21 protein-coding genes are annotated in these 21819 nt (G+C 72.3%); 9 read left to right on the top strand and 12 right to left on the bottom strand.

Annotation, left to right across the window (positions count from 1 at the left end; translation table 11 throughout):
* Positions 1-61 precede the first annotated feature (61 nt).
* The gene (locus ACZ6X9_RS25650; RefSeq protein WP_469780341.1) at positions 62-304 is read right to left on the bottom strand and encodes a hypothetical protein; all 243 of its coding nucleotides are present in this window, start codon (positions 302-304) and stop codon (positions 62-64) included.
* 184 nt (positions 305-488) lie between these two features.
* On the opposite strand from ACZ6X9_RS25650, the gene ACZ6X9_RS25645 reads away from it, so the two are divergent.
* From ACZ6X9_RS25645 to ACZ6X9_RS25620, 6 genes are all read left to right on the top strand, one after another.
* Positions 489-1469: an HhH-GPD family protein gene (locus ACZ6X9_RS25645; protein ID WP_469780340.1), complete on the top strand. Its 981-nt coding sequence runs from the start codon at positions 489-491 to the stop codon at positions 1467-1469.
* A 217-nt stretch (positions 1470-1686) separates the two neighbouring features.
* Complete coding sequence (locus ACZ6X9_RS25640) at positions 1687-2235, top strand: SigE family RNA polymerase sigma factor (protein ID WP_004949546.1); 549 nt, start codon at positions 1687-1689, stop codon at positions 2233-2235.
* The gene (locus ACZ6X9_RS25635) at positions 2223-2906 is read left to right on the top strand and encodes a hypothetical protein (protein ID WP_469780339.1); all 684 of its coding nucleotides are present in this window, start codon (positions 2223-2225) and stop codon (positions 2904-2906) included. The genes ACZ6X9_RS25640 and ACZ6X9_RS25635 overlap by 13 nt, the downstream gene beginning before the upstream one ends.
* Before the next feature lie 16 nt (positions 2907-2922).
* A complete protein-coding gene (cseB, locus tag ACZ6X9_RS25630; RefSeq protein WP_469780338.1) occupies positions 2923-3633 on the top strand; it encodes a two-component system response regulator CseB in 711 nt (236 codons plus the stop codon).
* A 71-nt stretch (positions 3634-3704) separates the two neighbouring features.
* Entirely contained in the window at positions 3705-5006 is a 1302-nt protein-coding gene (gene cseC / locus ACZ6X9_RS25625; protein ID WP_469780337.1) for a two-component system sensor histidine kinase CseC, read from the top strand.
* A gap of 121 nt (positions 5007-5127) precedes the next feature.
* Positions 5128-5967, top strand: coding sequence for a hypothetical protein (locus ACZ6X9_RS25620; protein WP_469780336.1), 840 nt, complete (start codon positions 5128-5130; stop codon positions 5965-5967).
* A gap of 62 nt (positions 5968-6029) precedes the next feature.
* Here the strand turns inward: ACZ6X9_RS25620 and ACZ6X9_RS25615 are convergent, their stop codons facing one another.
* Positions 6030-6746: a M23 family metallopeptidase gene (locus ACZ6X9_RS25615; protein WP_469780335.1), complete on the bottom strand. Its 717-nt coding sequence runs from the start codon at positions 6744-6746 to the stop codon at positions 6030-6032.
* Between the two features lie 343 nt (positions 6747-7089).
* Between ACZ6X9_RS25615 and ACZ6X9_RS25610 the strand changes: the two genes are divergently transcribed.
* The gene (locus tag ACZ6X9_RS25610; RefSeq protein ID WP_469780334.1) at positions 7090-7440 is read left to right on the top strand and encodes a trypco2 family protein; all 351 of its coding nucleotides are present in this window, start codon (positions 7090-7092) and stop codon (positions 7438-7440) included.
* Positions 7437-10688: an NACHT domain-containing protein gene (locus ACZ6X9_RS25605; RefSeq protein ID WP_469780333.1), complete on the top strand. Its 3252-nt coding sequence runs from the start codon at positions 7437-7439 to the stop codon at positions 10686-10688. The genes ACZ6X9_RS25610 and ACZ6X9_RS25605 overlap by 4 nt, the downstream gene beginning before the upstream one ends.
* A 76-nt stretch (positions 10689-10764) precedes the next feature.
* On the opposite strand, the gene ACZ6X9_RS25600 is transcribed toward ACZ6X9_RS25605, so the two are convergent.
* Positions 10765-13290, bottom strand: coding sequence for an ATP-dependent Clp protease ATP-binding subunit (locus ACZ6X9_RS25600; protein WP_004949520.1), 2526 nt, complete (start codon positions 13288-13290; stop codon positions 10765-10767).
* 650 nt (positions 13291-13940) lie between these two features.
* Here ACZ6X9_RS25600 and ACZ6X9_RS25595 point away from each other — a divergent pair.
* Positions 13941-14672, top strand: a complete 732-nt coding sequence (locus tag ACZ6X9_RS25595) for an SCO3374 family protein (protein WP_469780332.1) — start codon at positions 13941-13943, stop codon at positions 14670-14672.
* Here ACZ6X9_RS25595 and ACZ6X9_RS25590 read toward each other — a convergent pair.
* The 9 genes from ACZ6X9_RS25590 to panC all read right to left on the bottom strand — a co-directional run bounded on the left by ACZ6X9_RS25590 (position 14603) and on the right by panC (position 21818).
* A complete protein-coding gene (locus ACZ6X9_RS25590) occupies positions 14603-14941 on the bottom strand; it encodes a histone-like nucleoid-structuring protein Lsr2 (protein ID WP_469780331.1) in 339 nt (112 codons plus the stop codon). The genes ACZ6X9_RS25595 and ACZ6X9_RS25590 overlap by 70 nt on opposite strands.
* 165 nt (positions 14942-15106) lie before the next feature.
* On the bottom strand, positions 15107-15655 hold the full coding sequence (locus ACZ6X9_RS25585) for an amino-acid N-acetyltransferase (RefSeq protein ID WP_469780330.1): 549 nt from the start codon (positions 15653-15655) through the stop codon (positions 15107-15109).
* Between the two features lie 9 nt (positions 15656-15664).
* Positions 15665-16060, bottom strand: coding sequence for a BlaI/MecI/CopY family transcriptional regulator (locus ACZ6X9_RS25580; RefSeq protein WP_436779934.1), 396 nt, complete (start codon positions 16058-16060; stop codon positions 15665-15667).
* A gap of 161 nt (positions 16061-16221) precedes the next feature.
* A complete protein-coding gene (locus ACZ6X9_RS25575; RefSeq protein WP_469780329.1) occupies positions 16222-16404 on the bottom strand; it encodes a hypothetical protein in 183 nt (60 codons plus the stop codon).
* A 111-nt stretch (positions 16405-16515) separates the two neighbouring features.
* Positions 16516-17304, bottom strand: coding sequence for a hypothetical protein (locus ACZ6X9_RS25570; RefSeq protein ID WP_469780328.1), 789 nt, complete (start codon positions 17302-17304; stop codon positions 16516-16518).
* A gap of 122 nt (positions 17305-17426) precedes the next feature.
* The gene (locus ACZ6X9_RS25565) at positions 17427-18224 is read right to left on the bottom strand and encodes a type III pantothenate kinase (RefSeq protein WP_436779937.1); all 798 of its coding nucleotides are present in this window, start codon (positions 18222-18224) and stop codon (positions 17427-17429) included.
* Positions 18224-19237: a carboxylating nicotinate-nucleotide diphosphorylase gene (nadC, locus tag ACZ6X9_RS25560; protein WP_469780327.1), complete on the bottom strand. Its 1014-nt coding sequence runs from the start codon at positions 19235-19237 to the stop codon at positions 18224-18226. Before nadC ends, ACZ6X9_RS25565 begins: the two co-directional genes overlap by 1 nt.
* Positions 19234-20940 (bottom strand): L-aspartate oxidase, encoded by a 1707-nt coding sequence (locus tag ACZ6X9_RS25555; protein ID WP_469780326.1) that lies wholly within the window; start codon positions 20938-20940, stop codon positions 19234-19236. Before ACZ6X9_RS25555 ends, nadC begins: the two co-directional genes overlap by 4 nt.
* Positions 20937-21818 (bottom strand): pantoate--beta-alanine ligase, encoded by an 882-nt coding sequence (gene panC, locus ACZ6X9_RS25550; protein WP_469780325.1) that lies wholly within the window; start codon positions 21816-21818, stop codon positions 20937-20939. Before panC ends, ACZ6X9_RS25555 begins: the two co-directional genes overlap by 4 nt.
* Position 21819 lies beyond the last annotated feature (1 nt).

Below are 21819 nucleotides of genomic sequence, written 5' to 3'. Positions count from 1 at the left end.
CCGGGGCCCGTCCCCCGCCGTCGGGGACGGCCCCTGCGACCTCCTCCCCGCGACCGCCCGGTCACGAACGGTGACAGATGAAGCGGCGGCTCCCGCTCGCCGTCGTCTCCACGACCGCGCTGGGGCAGCCCTCCGGGCAGAGCGGGGCGGCGGCGGCCGTATTGCGGTAGCGCTCCGGCGGGTGTTTGCAGGCGGAGCAGTACCAGCCCGGCGCGAGCCCGGGGACGGGCGTCATGTCCCACCACAGCGGGTTCGCGCACGCGCGGCAGCGGACCAGGGGCGGGGCTTCGCGGCGGCCTTCCACGGCTCCATGGTGGGCGGGAGGCCGGGCCGGCGGACACCCCGGCGTCAGGGATCACCCGTACGAGACCCCGCGCCCGCGCACGGGAGCCCACCGCGCGCCGTACGCGCACCCCGCCCGCGCCGCCGAGCCCCTGAAGTCGGCGTTTTCCCGCCCCGCGCGGGCCCGTGCCAGGATCGGTGGCGCCATGACTACGACGCCCTCCCTGCCCACCCCGTCCTCGGCTCCCACGCCGCCCGCCCCGTCCGCGTCGGCCCCCGGCCCGCGCGCCGGCGCCGACGCCGGCTCCGGTGCCGGCTCCGCCCTGCACCTCCCGGTGATCGCCTGGTTCGAGACCCACGCCCGGGACCTGCCCTGGCGCCGCCCGGAGGCCGGCCCCTGGGGCGTGATGGTCAGCGAGTTCATGCTCCAGCAGACCCCCGTCAGCCGCGTCCTGCCGGTGTACGAGGAGTGGCTCGCCCGCTGGCCGCGCCCCGCCGACCTGGCCGCCGAGCCGCCGGGCGAGGCCGTCCGCGCCTGGGGCCGGCTCGGCTACCCGCGCCGGGCGCTGCGGTTGCACGCCGCGGCGACGGCGATCACCGAACGGCACGGCGGCGAGGTGCCGGACGACCACGCCGCGCTGCTGGCGCTGCCGGGCGTCGGCGAGTACACGGCCGCCGCCGTGGCGTCCTTCGCCTACGGGCGGCGCCACGCCGTCCTGGACACCAATGTGCGCCGGGTCCTCGCCCGGGCCGTCACCGGCGTCCAGTACCCCCCGAACGCCACGACGGCCGCCGAGCGCCGGCTGGCCCAGGAGCTGCTGCCCGGCGAGGAGGCGGTGGCCGCCCGCTGGGCGGCGGCCTCCATGGAACTGGGCGCGCTGGTGTGCACGGCCCGCACGCCGGTCTGCGGGCGCTGCCCGATCGCCGCCCGCTGCGCCTGGCGCGCCGCCGGCTCGCCCGAGCACGACGGGCCGCCGCGCCGCGGCCAGACCTACGCGGGCACCGACCGCCAGGTTCGCGGCAAGTTGCTGGCGGTGCTGCGGGAGGCGGTGGCCCCCGTGCCGCAGGAGGCGCTGGACGCCGTCTGGGACGAGCCCGTGCAACGGGCCCGGGCGCTGGACGGCCTGGTGGCGGACGGGCTCGTGGAGCCGCTGGCGGGTGGGACGTACCGGCTGCCGCTGACGTAGCGGAGCCTCCCGGCGCCGCGTCCGCTCCCCCTCCGAATCGGACAGAGCTGCCCTTACCCCCCACCTGTTACACAACCTATGGATAGCTGTGCACCAGCCGCAGTGCTGCTGCACATCGCGTCGCAACAGCCGCTCCGTAGCGTCCTCTCTCGTGCTGGAGGACCGTCCGGCGCAGACCGGCAGGCACGGGGACGCAAGCGGAATGGAGGCTGCGAGTATGGCCAGCAGCGGCAAGGTTCTGGACTTCGAGGAATACGTTCGCAACCGTCAGGACGCTCTCCTGCGCAGTGCGCGACGGCTCGTCCCGGACCCCATCGACGCTCAGGACCTGCTCCAGACCGCCCTGGTCCGCACCTACGGCCGCTGGGACGGCATAGCCGACAAGTCGCTGGCCGACGCCTACCTGCGCCGTGTCATGATCAACACGCGGACGGAGTGGTGGCGCGCCCGTAAGCTCGACGAGGTGCCCACCGAGCAGCTTCCCGACGCCAGCGTCGAGGACGGGACCGAGCAGCACGCCGACCGCGCGCTGCTGATGGACGTCCTCGGTGTCCTGGCGCCCAAGCAGCGCAGTGTCGTCGTCCTGCGACACTGGGAGCAGATGAGCACCGAGGAGACGGCGGAGGCGCTCGGCATGTCGACCGGCACGGTCAAGAGCACCCTGCACCGGGCGCTGGCGAGGCTGCGTCAGGAGCTGGAGAACCGGGACCTGGACTTCCACGCCCTCGATCGTCACGAGCGGGGGCAGGAACGGTGCGCGGCCTGAGAAAGGCGATCGGCGAGGAGGCGGGCCGGACCGATCCGGCCACGCGACCCGCCCGCCCGGCACTGATCGCCGGCGGGACGGTCACGGCGTTCGCCGCGGTCGCCGGGCTGCTGCTCGCCGGCTGCAACACCAGCAGCGAGGGCGTCCGCAAGGAGGGCCCCGCCCAGCCGCAGTCCGCGGCGAAGGCGGAGAAGAGCACCGCGTCGCCGTCCGCGCCCCCCGCCCGGCGGAAGATCGACGCCGCCGCCCTGATCAAGTCGGATCCGAAGATCAGCGACGCGGTCAAGAAGAACTTCAAGCCGTGCGTGAAGAACCAGTACCCGGTCGACGTGATCTACGGACAGCTCACCGGCGGCTCCCGTGACGACGTCGTCGTCAACATCCTGACCTGCGGTGACGCCATCGGCATCGGTTCGTATGTGTACCGTGCGAAGGGAGACTCGTACGAGAATGTGTTCTCGTCCGAGCAGTCGCCCGTCTACGCCGACATCGACCGCGGGGACCTGCTGATCACCTCGCAGATCTACGGGTCGGGCGACCCGGTGGCCGACCCCTCGGGCGAGGACGAGGTGACGTACCACTGGTCGGACGGCAGGTTCCGGGAGACCGGACGTACGCACACCGACTTCAGCAAGGTCGGCGGTACGGGCAAGAGCGAGAATTCGGGCTAGGAGGGCTGGGAGCGGCGTGGCCGATACGCATGTGCTGTTCGTCGAGGACGACGATGTGATCCGCGAAGCGACACAACTGGCCCTCGAACGGGACGGCTTCGTCGTCACCGCCGTCCCCGACGGGCTCCAGGGCCTGGAGCGCTTCCGGGAACGGCGGCCGGACATCGCCCTGCTCGACGTGATGGTCCCCGGCCTGGACGGCGTCAGCCTCTGCCGGCGCATCCGCGACGAGTCCACCGTTCCGGTGATCATGCTGTCCGCGCGCGCCGACTCCATCGACGTCGTCCTCGGCCTGGAGGCCGGCGCGGACGACTACGTGACCAAGCCCTTCGACGGCGCCGTGCTGGTCGCCCGGATCCGCGCGGTGCTGCGCCGCTTCGGGCACGCCAGCGGCGCGGCGGGGGCCGGTGGCGCGGACGAGCACGGCGGCATCGTGGGCGGCGGCCTGCTGCGCTTCGGCGACCTGGAGGTCGACACGGAGGGCATGGAGGTCCGCAAGGGCGGCGCGCCCGTCGCCCTGACGCCGACGGAGATGCGGCTGCTGCTGGAGTTCTCGTCGGCGCCGGGCACCGTGCTGTCCCGGGACCGGCTGCTGGAGCGCGTCTGGGACTACGGCTGGGGCGGCGACACGCGCGTGGTGGACGTCCATGTGCAGCGGCTGCGGGGCAAGATCGGTCAGGACCGGATCGAGACGGTCCGCGGTTTCGGCTACAAACTCAGAGGCTGAACTTTCGTGACCCGCCCCCACCAGGTCGCACTCCTCCCCATGGACGCGGTCTCCGAGGAGCCCCCCGCGCCATGGTGAACTTCACCCTCCGCAGCGGTCTGCGCTGGAAGGTCAGCCTCGCCATCGCCGGTGTCGGCGCGCTGATCGCGGTCGCGCTCAGCCTGGTCGTGCACAACGCCGCCCGCGCTTCCATGATCAACAGCAGCCGCGACGTGATGGACCAGCGCATCCAGTTGGCCGAGCGCTACTACCGGACCAGTCAGGGCCGCACCACGCTGCACGCCAAGGTGGACGACCCGGCGCTGCCCGAGCAGTTGCGGGAGGCCGCCGCCCTCGGGCAGCGCGCCACCTTCGTCCAGGACACCGGCGGCTCCGCCCCGCAGGTCTGGGCGTCGGTCCCGCTGGCCAACGGCAAGATCCTCTCCATGCACCAGCCGTTCCAGGACCGGCTGAAGATCCTCGACGAGATGGACCGGGCCCTGATCATCGGCTCGGTCTCGGTCGTCCTCGGCGGCTGCGCGCTGGGCATCCTCATCGGCGGCCAGCTCTCCCGCCGGCTGCGCAAGGCGTCCGCCGCCGCCCGCAAGCTCGCCGACGGCGACCGCGACGTCCGGGTGCGGGAGGCCATCGGCGGCCGGGTGCGCGACGAGACGGACGACCTCGCCCGCGCCGTGGACGGCATGGCACAGGCCCTCCAGGACCGGCTGGAGGCCGAACGGCGGGTGACCGCCGACATCGCCCACGAACTGCGCACCCCCGTCACCGGCCTGCTGACCGCCGCCGAACTGCTGCCCCCGGGCCGCCCGACCGAGCTGGTCAGGGACCGCGCCCAGGCCATGCGGACCCTCGTCGAGGACGTGCTGGAGGTGGCCCGGCTGGACGGGTTCGCCGAGCGGGCCGAGATGCAGGAGATCGAGCTCGGCGAGTTCGTCGTCCGCCGGGTGCGCACCTTCTCCCCCGACGCCCGGGTCACCGTCGTCCGGCACGCCTACGTCAACACCGACCCCCGGCGGCTGGAGCGCATCCTCGGCAACCTGCTCGCCAACGCGGCCAAGCACGGCCGGGGCCCTGTCGAGGTCACCGTGGAGGGCCGGGTGCTGCGCGTCCGCGACCACGGGCCGGGCTTCCCCGAGGACCTGCTGCGCGAGGGGCCCAGCCGTTTCCGCACCGGCAGCGAGGACCGGGCCGGCAAGGGGCACGGCCTCGGTCTGACGATCGCGGCCGGCCAGGCCCGGGTGCTGGGCGCCCGCCTCACCTTCCGCAACGCGGACCCGGACGCGGAGGGCGGCGGAGGGGCCATCGCGGTGCTGTGGCTGCCCGAGTCGTCGCCGACGAGCACGGGCACCTTCCCGATCATCCGGGTGCCGGACTGAGCCTCCGTTCGTCCGGGGACGTCACCGGGGGTACGGGCCGCCCCGCCCGTGATCGCCATTACAGTTGCGGGCTGAACCAAAGGCGCCCGGACGGCCGGGCGCTCGCACCACAGGGGGAACGATGGGCATCAAAGGACGGCTCGGGAACGTCGGCGGGGCGCTGAGCCAGGCGGCGAACGCCGGGAAGGCCGTCGCCGAGCGCGCGGCGACGGCCGGACGCGAAGCGGCCGGCCGCTCCGCCACGGCGGGCCGGACGGCGGCGGACGCGGGCCGGGACCGGCTGTCCGCCGGCGGCGACTGGGTGACGGAGGCCCTCGAACGCCTCGGCGCCCCGGACGCCCCGGCCACCCGGCCCTGGGAGGTGTCCCTGGGCGCGCTGATCGCCGGCCACCCGCTGGTCCCGGGCGCGCTCGCGAAGCCGCTGAAGCTGCTCGACCGGTTCGGCGCGGTGCGCGTGGGCCCCGACTCCGTCGGTTTCGACGGTGACGACATCCCCTGGGACAAGGTCGTCGAGATCCGCATGACCGGCGGCTACCGCTCGCTGACGAAGGACGTCATCGACAGCGCCTTCGACGGCGTCCGGCGCGTCCTGATCGCCGTCCCGGGCCGTGACTGGATCCTGGACCGGGTCGCGGAGGCCCTCACCTCGCTCCTCTTCCGCCGCCTGCGCGGCGCGGACGAGACGGGGACGGTCCAGGACGTGCTCGTCCCCGGCGAGATCGTCTACCGGGGTGGCGCGTTCGGCCGGAAGAAGAGCTGCGAGGCGAGTCTCTACCCGCTCGCGTTCCTGCTCGCCAGCCCCGTGGTGGTGCACGGGCTGCTCACCACCGCCGAGGCCCGCGGCGTCACGATCGTCCGTCCCGAGGGCGGGCTGGACGTCGTCGAGCTGGCGGTCCTGCGGGAGCTGGAGGCCCGGGCGGGCGACGGCCCGGCCAAGACCCTCACGCCGGCCGGCCCCTGAGGACGCCGGAGGGCGGGGAACCCGCGTGGGGTTCCCCGCCCTTCATGGTGTCCGGCCGGCGGTCAGAGCTTCTCGCCGTGGCCGCCCAGGAAGCCGAGCGGCTCGACCGAGGAGCCGTAGTTCGGGGTCGTACGGATCTCGAAGTGCAGGTGCGGACCGGACGAGTTGCCGGTCGAGCCCGACAGGCCGATCTGCTGGCCGGCGGTCACGCTCTGGCCGACCTGGACGGCGACGGACGACAGGTGCGCGTACTGGGAGTACGTGTTGTCGTCGTGCTTGATCACGATGGCGTTGCCGTACGCGGCGCCGTCACCGCCACCATTGGCGCCGGCCTTGACGACGACGCCCTTGTGGACGGACTTCACGGCGGTGCCGCTGGGCACGACCAGGTCCTGACCACTGTGCTTGTTGGCCCACATGCTGCCGTCCTTGCCGAACGGCTGGCCGATCACATAGCCGTCCACCGGCTTCACCCAGGCCTCGGCCAGGTTGCGGACCTGGGACCGGTCGGCCCGCGCCTTGTCGGCGGCACGCTTGGCCTTCTCGGCCTCGGCGGCCTTCGCGGCACGCTCCTTGTCGGCGACCTTCTTCTGCGTCTCGGCCTGCGCCTTCAGCGACTCGCCGAAGGCGGTCGCGGAGTCGGCGGACAGCACGGAAACCCCATGGGCGACGGGCTCCGCGGCAAGCGCCACGCCCGCACCCAGTGCCAGCGACGCGCCCAGGCCGACGGCCAGAGTGGTGGCGGTGCGGCGGGTACGGAAAACGGTGCGCTTCGACATAAAGAAAAACCTCCAGGCAGGGATCGATCCCGGCTGCGGACCGGGATCGCCCTACCTTGATAACCGCCGCTTCCGAACCGCTCCAAGTGGCCTTTCTACGGCCTCGCCTAGTAATGACACGCGAGGCCGCCCGCACCCCTCTCCCCGGAATTCCGGGTGCGCTTCCCGTGATTCCGGAGCCGCCTTTCCTGCTAAAGCGGGTAGTAATCCGGATATGGCCTGTGTGCCTTGTCACCGCGCCGGGACCTCCGGCTCGCCCGTTCCGGGACCAAAGACCCCCGCCCGCCGCTACGCTCCCCGTCAACACCCGCACACGCACCGCGACGACCAGGGGGCCCACGACATGACCGACGCATCGCCCTTCGAAGGCATCGAGCTCGCCGAGGCCGTCGAGGCCATCCGCACCGGCCTGACCAGCGCCGCCGCCACCGGCGAGGGCAAGGACCTGGGCTTCGAGGTCGGTGACATCACCATGGAGTTCGGCATCGAGATGCGCCGCGAGGTGAAGGGCTCCGGCAAGGTCCGCGCCTGGGTCGTCGACGCGGGCGCCGACGCCACCCGGGGCTCCTCCCGCACCCACAAGGTCACCTTCACCCTCACCCCGAAGGACATGCGCACCGGCACCGGCTGGAAGGTCGGCAACCAGCGGCCCGGCGGGGTGTCGAACTTCGGGACGGTGGAGCCGGGGCAGTGAGCCCGGAGGACCGTGTCGTCGCGGTCCTCGCGGCGGACCAGGGCAGCGGTGTCCTGCTCACCCCCGAGCTGGTCCTCACCAGCGCCCACGTCATCGGCGTGGAGCGCACCGCCGAGGCGATCGCCTTCGGAGGCGCGGCACCGGCCGTCTGTGACGTCCTCTGGCAGGGCTCGCCCGACCGCTGCGACGCGGCCCTGCTGCGGGCCCGCACCCCACTCGTCGCCCCGGACGCGCTGCCATCGCTGCGCTGGGGCGTCCTCTCCACCCGCGAGCCGGTCCCCGGCTGCCAGGCCCTCGGCTTCCCGGACGTCGCCCGCTTCGGCGCCGACGACCTGGACGTCGCCCAGATACCCGGAACGCTCACCCCGGGCTCGGCACGCCTCCGCGGCCGGTCCGTCCTGCGCACCACCCACCACCCGCCGGTCCCCCGCCGCCCCGGCACCTCGCCCTGGGCCGGCCTGTCCGGCGGCCCGGTGTACGCCGGCCCGCTGCTGGTGGGCGTGGTGGCCGAGGACCCGCACGGCTGGCAGCACTCCGCGATCGAGGCCGTTCCCCTCTTCCGCATCCTCGGCGATCCGGACTTCGCGGCGGCCCTCTCCGGCCACTGGCCCGACGCGCCCGCCCCCATCCCGTTGCACCACCCGCGCGTGGACGACTTCGCGTACGAGGCGCGGTACGCGGCGGCGGTCCGGGCCCGCTACAGCCGGCTGGAGGTCTTCGGCCTCGACGACCTGGGCGAACACGAGAAACGCTGGGACCTGGACACGGCCTACCTGAGCCTCCAGGCGGAGCCCGCCCCCGGCCGCGACCGGCTCCCCCAGGAGCCCCGCCGCGTCGAGGACCTGCTGGCCGTCCACCCGCGCGCGGTCCTCCGCGGCGAGGCGGGCGCCGGCAAGACGACGCTGGTGTGGTGGCTGGCCGCGCACGCCGCCTGCCAGACCCTCCCGAGGAAGCTCGCCGCCCTGAACGGCCTGGTCCCCTTCGTCGTCCCGATGCGCCGCCTGGCCGCGCTGGGCATCACCGCCCCCAAGCCGGCCCAGGTGCCCACGATCGCCGGCCTGATGGAGGACGACCCGCCCGACGGCTGGGCGGGCCGCGTCCTCGACTCGGGCCGGGTCCTGCTGCTCGTCGACGGCCTGGACGAACTCCCTCGCGAGTCCCGCGCCGAGGCCCGCCAGTGGCTCGACGAGTTCCTCCGTCGCTACCCGCAGACCCGCTGCCTCGCGACCGTCCGCCCGCGCGCTGTGGAGGACGGCTGGCTGGAGTGGCAGGGCTTCGAGGAGCTCCGGCTGCTGCCGATGAGCGACGCGGACATCCAGGAGTTCGTCACCGCCTGGCACGACGCGGCCCGCCTGGACAAACACGGCGAGGAACGCGCCCGCCTCGACGAACTGGAACGCAACCTCGCCTTGGAGTTCCAGCGCAACGAGGTCCTCGGCGACCTCGCCCGGACCCCCCTCCTCTGCGCCGTCATCTGCGCCCTCCACCGCCGCCGCAGCGGCCTCCTTCCCCACACCCGCTGGGCCCTCTACCGCTCGGCCCTCGCCATGCTCCTCGGCAACCGCGACGCCCGCCGGGGCATCGACGCCCCGGAGGGCATCGAGCTGGAGGCCGAGGACGCCCAGCAGCTCCTCCAGCACATCGCCATCTGGCTCGTCCGCAACAGGCAGACGGAACTCACCCGCGAACAGGGCGTCCGCCAGATCGCATTGGCCATGCGCAGCCTGCGACAACTGCGGACGTACACGACCGACGCCCTGATGGACCACTTGCTGAACCGCAGCGGCCTCCTCCAGGAAAGGTCACCGGATTCCGTCCAGTTCATTCACCGGACGTTTCAGGACTTCCTCGCGGCCAAGGAATTCCAGGATTCCGACTGCCTGAAGGAATTGCTCGACCACGCCGCGGAGGAACAGTGGCAGGACGTCATCCGGCTGGTCATCGGACACTGCAACCGCCGTGAGACCGAAGCGGTGATCTCGGGCCTCGTGGCCGCCGGCGACGCCGCCGGGGAACGGGAGACGCGGTTCGCGCTGCGAACCCTCGCCGTGGAGTGCGCGATGAGCGCGGCGGCGCTCGACGACCGCCGGCACGACGAGGTGTGGGAAAGGCTGAGAGCGATGGGCGCTCCACGCACCGATCCGGAAGTCGCCCAGCTTGCCTCGCTGGGCCCGGGTGCCCTGGCCGTGATTCCCGGGCCGGAAGGTCTGCGCTCAGCGGATGCCGTCGGATATGTAAAGGTCCTGGTGCAGCTCGGCGACGCCGGGCTTTCCCACCTGGCGCGCTACGGTCGGCTCGACGCCCGGGAGGTCCGCGCGGCAGTCATCGCGGCGTGGCCCTACCTGAACACGCGACAGTTCGCGGAACAGGTCCTCGCGGGCATGCGTCTCGACGACATGGGCGTGCACATCTTCCGCCGTTCCCAGCTCGTGCACCTGCCGCGCCTCGGTCGCGTCGGCAGCCTGTTCATCTCCGGGGATCACGAGACGGAAAGTCTCCGGGCGGCTCTGCACGGGTGCACCATGCGACAGCTCTCGCTCATCCGCAACAGCTCACTCGCCGACCTCGGCCTGCTGCGTGACCATCCGGAAATCGAAGAGCTGTCGATCCGGCGCTGCCCCATGGTGAAAGATCTGTCAGCGCTGGCCGAGCTGAATCTGACGTTGCTGGAGTTGGGCGACCACCGTTTGAGCTATACGGCGTTGACCGTGCTCCCGAGTCTCGCCGACCTCCGCATCCTATTTCTCGACCACTTTGCCGACGGCGACGGTCGGTTCCCGGACCTGCCACCCGGCCTTGAGTATCTGACAGTGGGCTCGTCCGACGCACTACGGCTCGGCAGCCTTGCGCCCTTGCCGAACTTAAAAGGTTTGTACCTCTACGCGGAACTGGCAGGGTCGCACGCACTCCAGCATCTGCGTGGACGGCCGCACCTGACGGAACTGGGACTGCGGGCGAAGGTCCTCGGCGATCTGGACGAGAGAGACCGCTTGCCTGGCATCCGGCGACTCGCCCTGGAAGTGGACAGAACCGTCCTGATGCACGATCCGCGTCGCCGCTTCCCAGGGCTGCGGGAGGTCCTCATCATGGACGAGCGGGACGACGCCGAGCAGGCTCTCGATCTCACGCTCCTGCGAGGCGAACCGGCCCTCGAAATCGAGGTTCAAAATTTCAAAAGGCGTCCGACCGTCCTCGACCGCCACCTCTTCGGCGACCGCCTGACCATCAACGGCCAGCCCGCCGTCTGAAAGCAGCCGGCCCCGGTCCCGCATCCGCGGTCCCGGGGCCGACAGCCCTACTCGGTAAGCGCTACCGAAGCGTCGCTCACGCGTCCTTCGACAGGTTCGGACCGGCGCCGCCGGCCGCCTGCTCCACCGGCGGGGTGTCCGGCAGGGCCGACTTCTCCTCGCCGCGGAAGGTGAACTTCTTCTCCTCGCCCTCACCCTCGGTGCCGACGACCACGATGTGGCCGGGCCGGAGCTCACCGAAGAGGATCTTCTCGGAGAGGATGTCCTCGATTTCGCGCTGGATCGTCCGGCGCAGCGGACGGGCGCCCAGGATCGGGTCGTAGCCGCGCTTCGCGAGCAACTGCTTCGCGTCGCCGCTCAGCTCGATGCCCATGTCGCGGTCGCGCAGCCGCTCGTCGACCTTGGCGATCATCAGGTCGACGATCTGGATGATGTCTTCCTGCGAGAGCTGGTGGAAGACCACCGTGTCGTCGACACGGTTGAGGAACTCGGGCCGGAAGTGCTGCTTGAGCTCCTCGTTGACCTTGGCCTTCATCCGCTCGTAGCCGGTCTTGACGTCGCCCTGGGCGGCGAAGCCCAGGTTGAAGCCCTTGGAGATGTCCCGGGTGCCGAGGTTGGTCGTCATGATGATGACCGTGTTCTTGAAGTCCACGACCCGGCCCTGGGAGTCGGTCAGGCGACCGTCCTCCAGGATCTGCAGCAGCGAGTTGAAGATGTCCGGGTGGGCCTTCTCGACCTCGTCGAAGAGGACCACCGAGAACGGCTTGCGCCGCACCTTCTCGGTGAGCTGGCCGCCCTCTTCGTAACCCACGTAGCCGGGGGGCGAACCGAAGAGACGCGAGACCGTGTGCTTCTCGCTGAACTCCGACATGTCGAGGGAGATCAGCGCGTCCTCGTCGCCGAAGAGGAACTCGGCGAGCGTCTTGGACAGCTCGGTCTTACCGACACCGGAGGGGCCGGCGAAGATGAACGATCCGCCCGGACGCTTCGGGTCCTTCAGACCCGCACGCGTGCGCCGGATGGCCTGAGAGAGCGCCTTGATGGCGTCCTTCTGGCCGATGACGCGCTTGTGGAGCTCGTCCTCCATGCGGAGCAGACGCGAGGACTCCTCCTCGGTCAGCTTGAAGACCGGGATGCCGGTGGCGGTGGCCAGGACCTCGGCGATCAGCTCGCCGTCGACCTCGGCGACGACGTCCATGTCGCCGGCCTTCCACTCCTTCTCCCGCTTGGCCTTGGCGGCCAGGAGCTGCTTCTCCTTGTCGCGCAGGGAAGCGGCCTTCTCGAAGTCCTGCGAGTCGATCGCGGACTCCTTCTCCCGGCGCACGTCGGCGATCTTCTCGTCGAACTCGCGGAGGTCCGGCGGCGCGGTCATCCGGCGGATGCGCATCCGGGAACCGGCCTCGTCGATCAGGTCGATCGCCTTGTCCGGCAGGAAGCGGTCGGAGATGTAGCGGTCGGCCAGGGTGGCGGCCTGGACCAGGGCCTCGTCGGTGATGGAGACGCGGTGGTGCGCCTCGTACCGGTCGCGGAGGCCCTTGAGGATCTCGATGGTGTGCGGCAGCGACGGCTCGGCGACCTGGATGGGCTGGAAGCGGCGCTCCAGCGCGGCGTCCTTCTCCAGGTGCTTGCGGTACTCGTCGAGCGTGGTGGCACCGATGGTCTGGAGCTCACCGCGGGCCAGCATCGGCTTGAGGATCGAGGCGGCGTCGATCGCGCCCTCGGCGGCACCCGCGCCGACGAGCGTGTGGAGCTCGTCGATGAACAGGATGATGTCGCCGCGGGTGCGGATCTCCTTGAGGACCTTCTTCAGGCGCTCCTCGAAGTCACCGCGGTAGCGGGAGCCGGCGACCAGGGCGCCGAGGTCCAGGGTGTAGAGGTGCTTGTCCTTGAGGGTCTCGGGCACCTCGCCCTTGACGATGGCCTGGGCCAGTCCCTCGACGACGGCGGTCTTGCCGACGCCGGGCTCGCCGATGAGGACGGGGTTGTTCTTGGTACGGCGGGACAGCACCTGCATGACCCGCTCGATCTCCTTCTCGCGCCCGATGACCGGGTCGAGCTTGGACTCGCGGGCGGCCTGCGTGAGGTTGCGGCCGAACTGGTCCAGGACGAGCGAGGTCGAGGGGGTGCCCTCGGCCGGGCCGCCGGCGGTGGCCGCCTCCTTGCCCTGGTAGCCGGAGAGCAACTGGATGACCTGCTGCCGCACCCGGTTCAGATCGGCGCCCAGCTTCACGAGGACCTGGGCGGCGACGCCCTCGCCCTCGCGGATCAGGCCGAGCAGGATGTGCTCCGTACCGATGTAGTTGTGGCCGAGCTGAAGGGCCTCGCGGAGCGACAGCTCCAGCACCTTCTTGGCACGGGGGGTGAAGGGGATGTGCCCGGACGGGGCCTGCTGGCCCTGGCCGATGATCTCCTCCACCTGCTGGCGGACCGCCTCGAGCGAAATCCCGAGGCTCTCCAGGGCCTTAGCGGCGACACCCTCACCCTCGTGGATCAGGCCCAGGAGGATGTGCTCGGTGCCGATGTAGTTGTGGTTGAGCATCCGGGCTTCTTCCTGAGCCAGGACGACAACCCGCCGCGCACGGTCGGTGAACCTCTCGAACATCGTTAATCGCTCCTCAGAGCGGTCAGGCAGTAAGGGGTCGGTCCCCTCCCTGTCCTTCCGCATGCTAGTCCCGCGGGACGGGACAGCTCATTCCAACTGCCGACATCCGTCCGGATCACCCCCGCGCTGACGGGGAAACCTGCTGCCGAACAGCCGACAACTCCTCCAACCCGATGGTGGGAGACGATGTTCCCGCAGGCCAGGCATATACGCTCACCGCCACTACGCCGATGGCGAACGCACCCCTGGTCCCGCCGGACCGGCCGCACCCCCGGATCGTGCCGGCGGAACCGTCACGAGCCGTGCGGTACCGCCTCTCCCCATGGTGGGAGTCCTACCCCCAGGGGCGCACGCTCCATGCGGCGTGGGCCGGCGTACTCCGCTACGGGCGAACACCCTCGCGCTACCGGGAGCGCTTGTGCGCCCCGCTCCTCTTGTACGGAGCGTGCCCGATTACGGACACTGCGTAACCCGGAGGGCCCGGCTCAGTTGCACCGGTCATGGGCTCCGTTCCGCCACGAGTTCCGCCACGAGTTCCGCCGCGTGTTCCGCCACACGTCCTACCGCGCGTTCCGCCGCGGGACCCGCCACCCGTCCAGTCGGCCGCTCCCGCGCCCGGCGCGCTTCCCGGCCCCCGTCTCCCCCGGGACGTGGAGCCACGGCTCTCCGACGGGCCCGAGGCCCGGCGGCGACGCTGGTACGAGCACGCGCTCGGCTGGCCCACGACCGACGGCGAGCCGCTCGGGCTGCCGACCGGGGTGCGCTTCGACGCGCTGGGGCTGCCCGCCGACGCGGGCGTCGCGGTCCTGGCGCGGGTGCGCCCCACCGGCCCGGTGGCGCTCGACCGGCGGACCGGGACGGTGTGGTTCCTGACCGCCGTGGGCAGCTCGGACGAGCTGCCGGAGCTGCTGCGCTGGCTGGAGTGGGACGGCATCGCCCTGGACCTCACGGCGCTGGGCTCCGGCGGCCGGATCCCCGCACCGCTGCCCGTGGGCATCCGCTCCCGCGGTAACGGGACCACCCGGGCGAACCGGACGAGCCGGGAGAACCGCGAAGGCCGCGGGCCCCGGGAGACCCGGGAGACCACGGAGGCCCGGGAATCCCCGGACGAGGGCTTTTCCGATCCGCGGGAGGCCGTGTGGTTGCGGCCTCCCCGGCCTGGTCGCGAGGTGGAGCCGACACTTCCGGTGACCGGCCTCGGGGGCGGCAGGCTCGCCCCCGATTACGTACGGCTGGTGAGTGCGGCGGCCACGGAGTGCCACCGGACTCGGCTGCTGCGCGCCGGACGGTCGCGCAGGGGGCCGACGGGGGATCAGCCGTTGGCCTTCTCGTACGCCTCACGGATGTCGGCGGGGACACGGCCCCGGTCGTTGACGTTGTAACCGTTCTCCTTGGCCCACGCGCGGATCTTCGCGGTGTCCTGGCTCGCCCCTGCGGAGGCGGTGCGGCCACCACGGCTGCGGCCGGCCGAGCGACCGCCGGTACGACGGCCGTTCTTGGCGTACGGCTCGAGCAGCCCGCGCAGCTTGTCGGCGTTGGCGGTGGTGAGGTCGATCTCGTACGTCTTGCCGTCCAGAGCGAACGTGACCGTCTCGTCCGCCTCGCCGCCGTCGAGGTCGTCGACAAGAAGGACCTGAACCTTCTGCGCCACGGGGGGATTCCTTTCATCAGCAGAAAAGGGATTACGGAGGAATAGCAAACCGCCTTTCCCGGAAAAACACAAACCCCCGGGGAAGGTTCAGTCGCCCTTCCCCGCGGGAACGGCGGCTTCCAGGGCGGCCCGATAGGGGCGCGATTCGGACATAGGGACCGGCGGTCACAGATGCAGAAGCATCCGGCTGTTGCCAAGGGTGTTCGGCTTCACCCGTTCGAGACCCAGGAACTCGGCAACACCCTCGTCATAGGAGCGCAGCAGCTCGCTGTAGACATCACCGTCCACCGGGGTCTCACCGATCTCGACGAAGCCGTGCTTGGCGAAGAACTCGACTTCGAAGGTGAGGCAGAAAATGCGCCGCACCCCCAGCCAGCGCGCCGTCTGCAGCAGCTTGTCGAGTACCGCGTGGCCGACCCCGCCGCCCTTGACCGTGGGGTCGACGGCCAGCGTGCGGACCTCGGCGAGGTCTTCCCACATCACATGCAGTGCGCCGCATCCGATGACCGTACCGTCTTCGTCGCGTTCCGCGACCCAGAACTCCTGGATGTCCTCGTAAAGGGTCACCGTCGCTTTGTCGAGCAGGATGCGGTGACGGGCGTACGTGTTGATGAGCCGGCGCACGGCGGGCACATCGGAGGTCCGGGCCCTGCGGACGGTGAGGACTTTTGCCGGGGCGGGCCGGGCGGAAGCCGGTTCGGAAGCTGCGGGCATAAGCGGACGCTATCGCCCCGGCGAGGGCTCGTCCTCCCCGGGCCGGCCGAGTTGGACGACGCGGATCGCGTCCCGGAGGGCTTCCCGTTGTTCGGCCGACATCATGCCGAAGAAGGCGACGAGAGCGGCCGCGGGGTTGTCACTGACGGACCAGGCTTCGTTCATCAGTGCGGCCGAGTAGGCGGCCCGGTTGGACACCGCCTCATATCGATAGGCCCGGCCCTCGGCTTCCCGGCGCAGCCAGCCCTTCTGATACAGGTTGTCCATTACGGTCATGACGGTGGTGTAGGCGATCGACCGTTCCTGCTGAAGGTCTTCGAGGACTTCTCGAACAGTGACCGGCCGGTTCCACTCCCACACGCGCGTCATGACGGCGTCTTCCAGATCACCGAGGCGTCGAACCACACGCGAATAATAGTGGGAGATGTCTCGAATGCCGGTTTATCGGGCCGAGGCGCGAAGACGACCGGAAGCCGAGGCGCGAAGAGACCGGAAAAAGGGCGCGCGGCCCGGGAAATACTCCTCCGGGCCGCGCGCCCTCCGTGCCACCGGGTTTCCGGTGTGGGTCAGGCTCCCGCGGTCTTCGCCTCCGGGGAACCGCCGGCGGCCTCGGCGCGGGCCATGGCGTCGACGATGGCGTCTTCCTTGGCCTTGTTCGCACCGCCCTGGCTCTTGACGATCGTCACGACCAGCGAGATGAAGGCGATCGCCATCACCACGGGCGGGACGAGCGCGGCGACATAGTCCATGGCCGTCGGCTCCTTCTGGGTCGGAGGGTCTGGAGGGGGGTCCGGAACGTCCTGCGAGGCCTGCGGCACCCGGACGGGTCCCGCGGGCGGGCGCTCCGCGCCCCGTCCAGATTACGCGCGCGCCGGCGACGCCCCTCCGTGGACCTCCGTTCCGCACCCGAAGCCCAGGTGAACGGCGTGAACGGCGCTCCCGGCGGGCGGAGTGGGTTTGCGGCGCGGCGGGAACACCTCGCCGGGGGTCGGGATGGGACGGCCGGGCCGCGGGGACTTGGGCGCCGGCGCGGGCGGCGCCTTCGGCCGGTCGGCCCCGGGGACCGGGCCGGGCCGGGCGACGGGCCGGGCGCCCGGCTTGGGCGCTTCCGGGCCGGCCGCGGCGGGGAGGGCGTCGTGCGCGCCCCCGCGCGGCCGGGCGGACGGAAAGGCGCTCGTGAGGACGCCCGGGAAGGCGTTCGCGGGGGCGCCGCGCGGGCCGGGGGCCGCGCAGTCGGCGAGCCGGGTCCGCACGGCGGCCTCCGCGAGCCGTTCGCAGCGCTGGAGGAGGGACCGGCGGCGGCCGGTCTCGGCGGCACCGGCCGGGGCGGCGCACAGGGCGCGCAGGGCGGCCAGGTCCTCCGCCCCGGGGCGGTGGCCGGCCGCCAGGGCGTCCTGGAGGCGTTCCACGTAGCCGGGCGCGGTGCCGGGCAGGGCGGCGCGATAGCGGGCGAGGTCCGCGCGGAGGAAGGCGCGCAGCCTGCCGCCTTCCCTGGCCGCTTCGTCCACGGCCTGCGCGAGCCGGAGGCAGCTCTGCTTCTCGGCGTTCTCGGTGCGGGGCTGGAGGGCGATGGCGAGGGCACGTCGGAGCACGCGCAGCTCGTCGGCGCTGAACGCCATGCCGCCGTGGGATCCATAGGGCGTAGGCATGGGCCGACTTTAAGTGCTAAACGGACAATTTTCGCTGAGCGCGGCCCCTGCGGCGTGGCTCGAACACGCCCCCGTTTCCCGCCCGGACGGGCCGCTCCCGCCCCGTGCCCCGACCGGCCGCCCTACGCCCGCGCCACGTTCCGCTCGTACACCAGCCGCAGGCCGATCAGCGTCAGCCACGGCTCGTGCTCGTCGATCACCGTGGCCTCGGCGAGCACCAGCGGCGCCAGGCCGCCGGTGGCGATGACGGTGACGTCGTCGGGGTCGTCCGCGAGCTCCCGCGCCATCCGGTTGACGACGCCGTCCACCTGGCCGGCGAAGCCGTGGATGATCCCGGACTGCATCGCCTCGACGGTGTTCTTGCCGATCACGCTGCGCGGCCGGGCCAGTTCGATCTTGCGGAGCTGGGCGCCCTTGACGCCCAGCGCCTCCACGGAGATCTCGATGCCCGGCGCGATCACCCCGCCCACGTACTCGCCGCGCGCGCTCACCGCGTCGAAGGTGGTGGCCGTGCCGAAGTCGACGACGATGGCGGGGCCGTCGTAGAGCTCGACGGCGGCGACCGCGTTGATGATGCGGTCCGCGCCGACCTCCTTGGGGTTGTCCATGAGGATCGGCACGCCGGTCTTCACGCCCGGCTCGACGAGGACGGCCGGGACGTCGCCGTAGTAGCGGCGGGTCACCTCGCGCATCTCGTGCAGCACCGAGGGGACGGTGGAGCAGATGGCGATGCCCTCGATGCCGTCGCCCAGGTCGTCGCCGAGCAGCGGGTGGCGGCCCATGAGGCCCTGGAAGAGGACGGCGAGCTCGTCGGCGGTGCGCCGGGGGTCGGTGGAGATCCGCCAATGCTCGACGATCTCCTCGCCGTCGAAGAGGCCGAGGACGGTCTGGGTGTTGCCGACGTCGATGGTGAGCAGCATCAGGCGGCACCCCCCTGCTCCCGGGCGTCCCGCTCCCGCAGGTCCAGGCCGATGTCGAGGATCGGCGAGGAGTGCGTGAGCGAGCCGACGGCCAGGTAGTCCACGCCGGTGGCGGCGTACTCGCGGGCGTTGGCCAGGGTGAGCCGGCCGGAGGACTCCAGCCGGGCGCGGCCGGCGACCAGGGCGACGGCCTCGCGGGTGCGCTCGACGGTGAAGTTGTCGAGCATGATCAGGTCGGCGCCCTCGGCGAGGACCGGCGGGATCTGCTCCAGGTGGTCGACCTCGACCTCGATCGGCAGCTCCGGGAACCGCTCGCGGACCGCCCGGAACGCCTCCGCGACACCGCCCGCCGCGATCACGTGGTTGTCCTTGACCAGCGCGGCGTCGGAGAGCGACATCCGGTGGTTGACGCCGCCGCCGCAGCGGACCGCGTACTTCTCCAGGGCGCGCAGGCCGGGCGTGGTCTTCCGGGTGTCGCGGACGACCGCGCCGGTGCCCTCCAGGGCGTCGGCCCAGGCGCGGGTCGCGGTGGCGATGCCGGAGAGGCGGCAGAGCAGGTTGAGCATGCTGCGCTCGGCGGTGAGCAGGTCGCGGGTGCGGGTGGTGACGGACAGCAGGCGCTGCCCGGCCTCGACCCGGTCGCCGTCCTCGACGTGCCGCTCGACCTCGAAGTCGTCGGTGCAGACGACGGAGAGGATCGCCTCGGCGACCCGCAGCCCGGCCACCGTGCCGGCCTCGCGGGCGGTGAAGTCGCCGGTGGCGACGGCGTCCTCGGGGATGGTGGCCACGGAGGTGACGTCCACGTCGCCGTCCAGGTCCTCCTCGACCGCCATGTGCGCGATCTCCTCGACCAGCAGCGGGTCCAGCCCGGCGTCCGCGAGCAGCGCCGCGAGGCCGCTGTCGAGCCCGCACTCGTAGGCGGAGCCGCCCTCGCCGCAGGCGCAGTCGCCACCGCAGCCCGGTTCGTCGGTCAGGGTGGTGAGCCGGTACTGGAGGTCGTCGGGCGTGGTCACGCGGTGCTCCTCGGTGCGGAAGGCTTGAAAGGAGGGGAAGGAGGGGAAACCGGGGGGAAGGCGGTCGTCTCCGTGGTGGAGACGGCCAGCGTACGGTCCGGGCGGAGGGTGACGAGGAGGTGGCGGCGCCACCGCTCGTCGTCGCGGTCGGGGCGGTCCTCGCGCCAGTGGCTGCCGCGGGTCTCCTCGCGGCGGAGGGCGGCGGCGACCAGGACGCGGGCGACGAGCAGGAGGTTGGTGGCCTCCCAGGCCTCGGTACCGGGCTCGGCGCTCTTGCCGTCGGTGTGCGTGGCGCGGCGGACGGCGTCGAGCCGGTCGGCCGCCTCGGCGAGGCTGTCGGCGGAGCGCAGGACCCCGGCGCCCCGGGTCATGATCCGCTGGATCGTGTGACGGTCGTCGGGCGCGACGAGCGGTTCGCCGGGGCCGTCCGCCGGGACGGGCTCGCCGGGCACGGTCGCGTCGGCGGCCACGGCCGCCGCGATGCGCTCGGCGAAGACCAGGCCCTCCAGCAGCGAGTTGGAGGCCAGCCGGTTCGCGCCGTGCACGCCGGTGCAGGCGACCTCGCCGCACGCGTACAGACCGGGCACGGTCGTCCGGCCGTGCAGGTCGGTGCGGACGCCGCCGGACGCGTAGTGCGCGGCCGGGGCGACCGGGATCGGCTCGGTCACCGGGTCGATGCCGTGCGCGCGGCAGGCGGCCAGGATGGTGGGGAAGCGCTCGGCCCACATCGTGGCGCCGAAGTGCCGGCCGTCCAGGTACATGTGATCGGCACCGGTCTCGTGCATCCGGCGCATGATCCCCTTGGTGACGACGTCACGCGGGGCGAGTTCGGCGAGCTCGTGCTGCCCCAGCATGAAGCGGACACCGCCGGCGTCGACCAGGTGGGCGCCCTCGCCGCGGACCGCCTCGGAGACCAGCGGCTGCTGGCCCTCGGCGTCCGGACCGAGCCAGAGCACGGTGGGGTGGAACTGGACGAACTCCAGGTCGGAGACCTCGGCGCCGGCGCGCAGCGCCAGGGCGACGCCGTCGCCGGTGGAGACGGCGGGGTTGGTGGTCGCGGCGAACACCTGGCCCATGCCGCCGGTGGCGAGGACGACGGCCCGGGCCCGGACGGCGCCGACGCCGTCGTGCTGGCCCTCGCCCATGACGTGCAGGGAGACGCCGGCGGCCCGGCCGGTGGCGTCCTTGAGGAGGTCGAGGACGAGGGCGTGCTCGATGATGCGGATGTCCGCCGCCCGGACGGCCGCGACCAGGGCGCGCGATATCTCCGCGCCCGTCGCGTCGCCGCCCGCGTGCGCGATGCGGCTGCGGTGGTGGCCGCCCTCGCGGGTCAGCAGGACCTCGCCGGTGGCGGGGTCGGTGTCGAACCGGGCGCCGGTGGCGATCAGCCGGCGGAGGGCGTCCGGGCCCTCGGTGACGAGTACGCGGACGGCCTCCTCGTCGCAGAGGCCGACACCGGCGACGAGCGTGTCGTCGAGGTGCTGCGCGGGGGTGTCGCCCTCACCGAGGGCGGCCGCGACGCCGCCCTGGGCCCAGCGGGTGGAACCGGCGTCGAGGCGCGCTTTGGTGACGACCACGACCCGCGCGCCGGCGGCCGCGCCGCGCAGCGCGACGGTGAGGCCGGCGACGCCCGACCCGATGACGACGATGTCCGCGTCGACGGACCAGCCGGGCCGCGGAGCCGCGAGTCGTATGCCGGTCATGTCCGTTCCCCCAGGGTGAAGTCCAGCACGATGTTGTCGATGAGACGGGTGGTGCCGACCTTGGCGGCGACCGCGAGGACCGCCTCGCCCGTGAACCCGGCGGACACCTCGGTGAAGTCGGCCGGGTCGACCAGGGCCAGGTAGTCGAGGACGACCGGGGGCTCCAGGGACGCCGCGCCGTCCAGGACCGCGCGCGCGGCCTCGCGGACGGCGGACGGGCCGCGGCCCGCCGCGTCGGCCCCGGCGAACAGGGCGCGCGAGAGCTCCAGGGCACAGGCCCGGTCGGCGGCCGAGAGGTAGCGGTTGCGGCTGGAGAGCGCCAGGCCGTCTGCCTCCCGGACGGTCGGCACGGCGACGATCTCCACCGGGAAGTTGAGGTCCCGGACCATCCGCCGGATCAGCGCCAGTTGCTGGGCGTCCTTCTGCCCGAACAGGGCGACGTCCGGCCCGCTGAGGTGCAGCAGCTTGGCGACGACCGTCAGGACACCGTCGAAGTGGCCGGGGCGGTGGGCGCCTTCGAGGCGTTCGCCCATGGGCCCGGCGGTGACCCGCACCTGGGGCTCCCCGCCCGGATAGACCTCGGCGACGGAGGGGGCGAACACGGCGTCCGCGCCCGCCTCCGCGGCGAGCGCCACGTCGGCGTCGAGGGTCCGCGGATAGCGGTCCAGGTCCTCGTTCGGGCCGAACTGAAGCGGGTTGACGAAGACCGTGACGACGACCTGGCCGTCCGGCCCGGCGAGCCGGCGGGCCTCGCGGACCAGGGTGGCGTGGCCCTCGTGGAGGGCGCCCATGGTCATCACGACGGCGCGGCGGGCCACGGGGTCACGCGGGAGGGCCCGGAGCTCGGCGGTGTCGCGTACGAGCCGGATGGTCCCCATG

The sequence above is a fragment of the Streptomyces sp. NPDC052910 genome, assembly GCF_055585605.1.
This window is presented reverse-complemented; position numbering and strand designations above follow the sequence as displayed.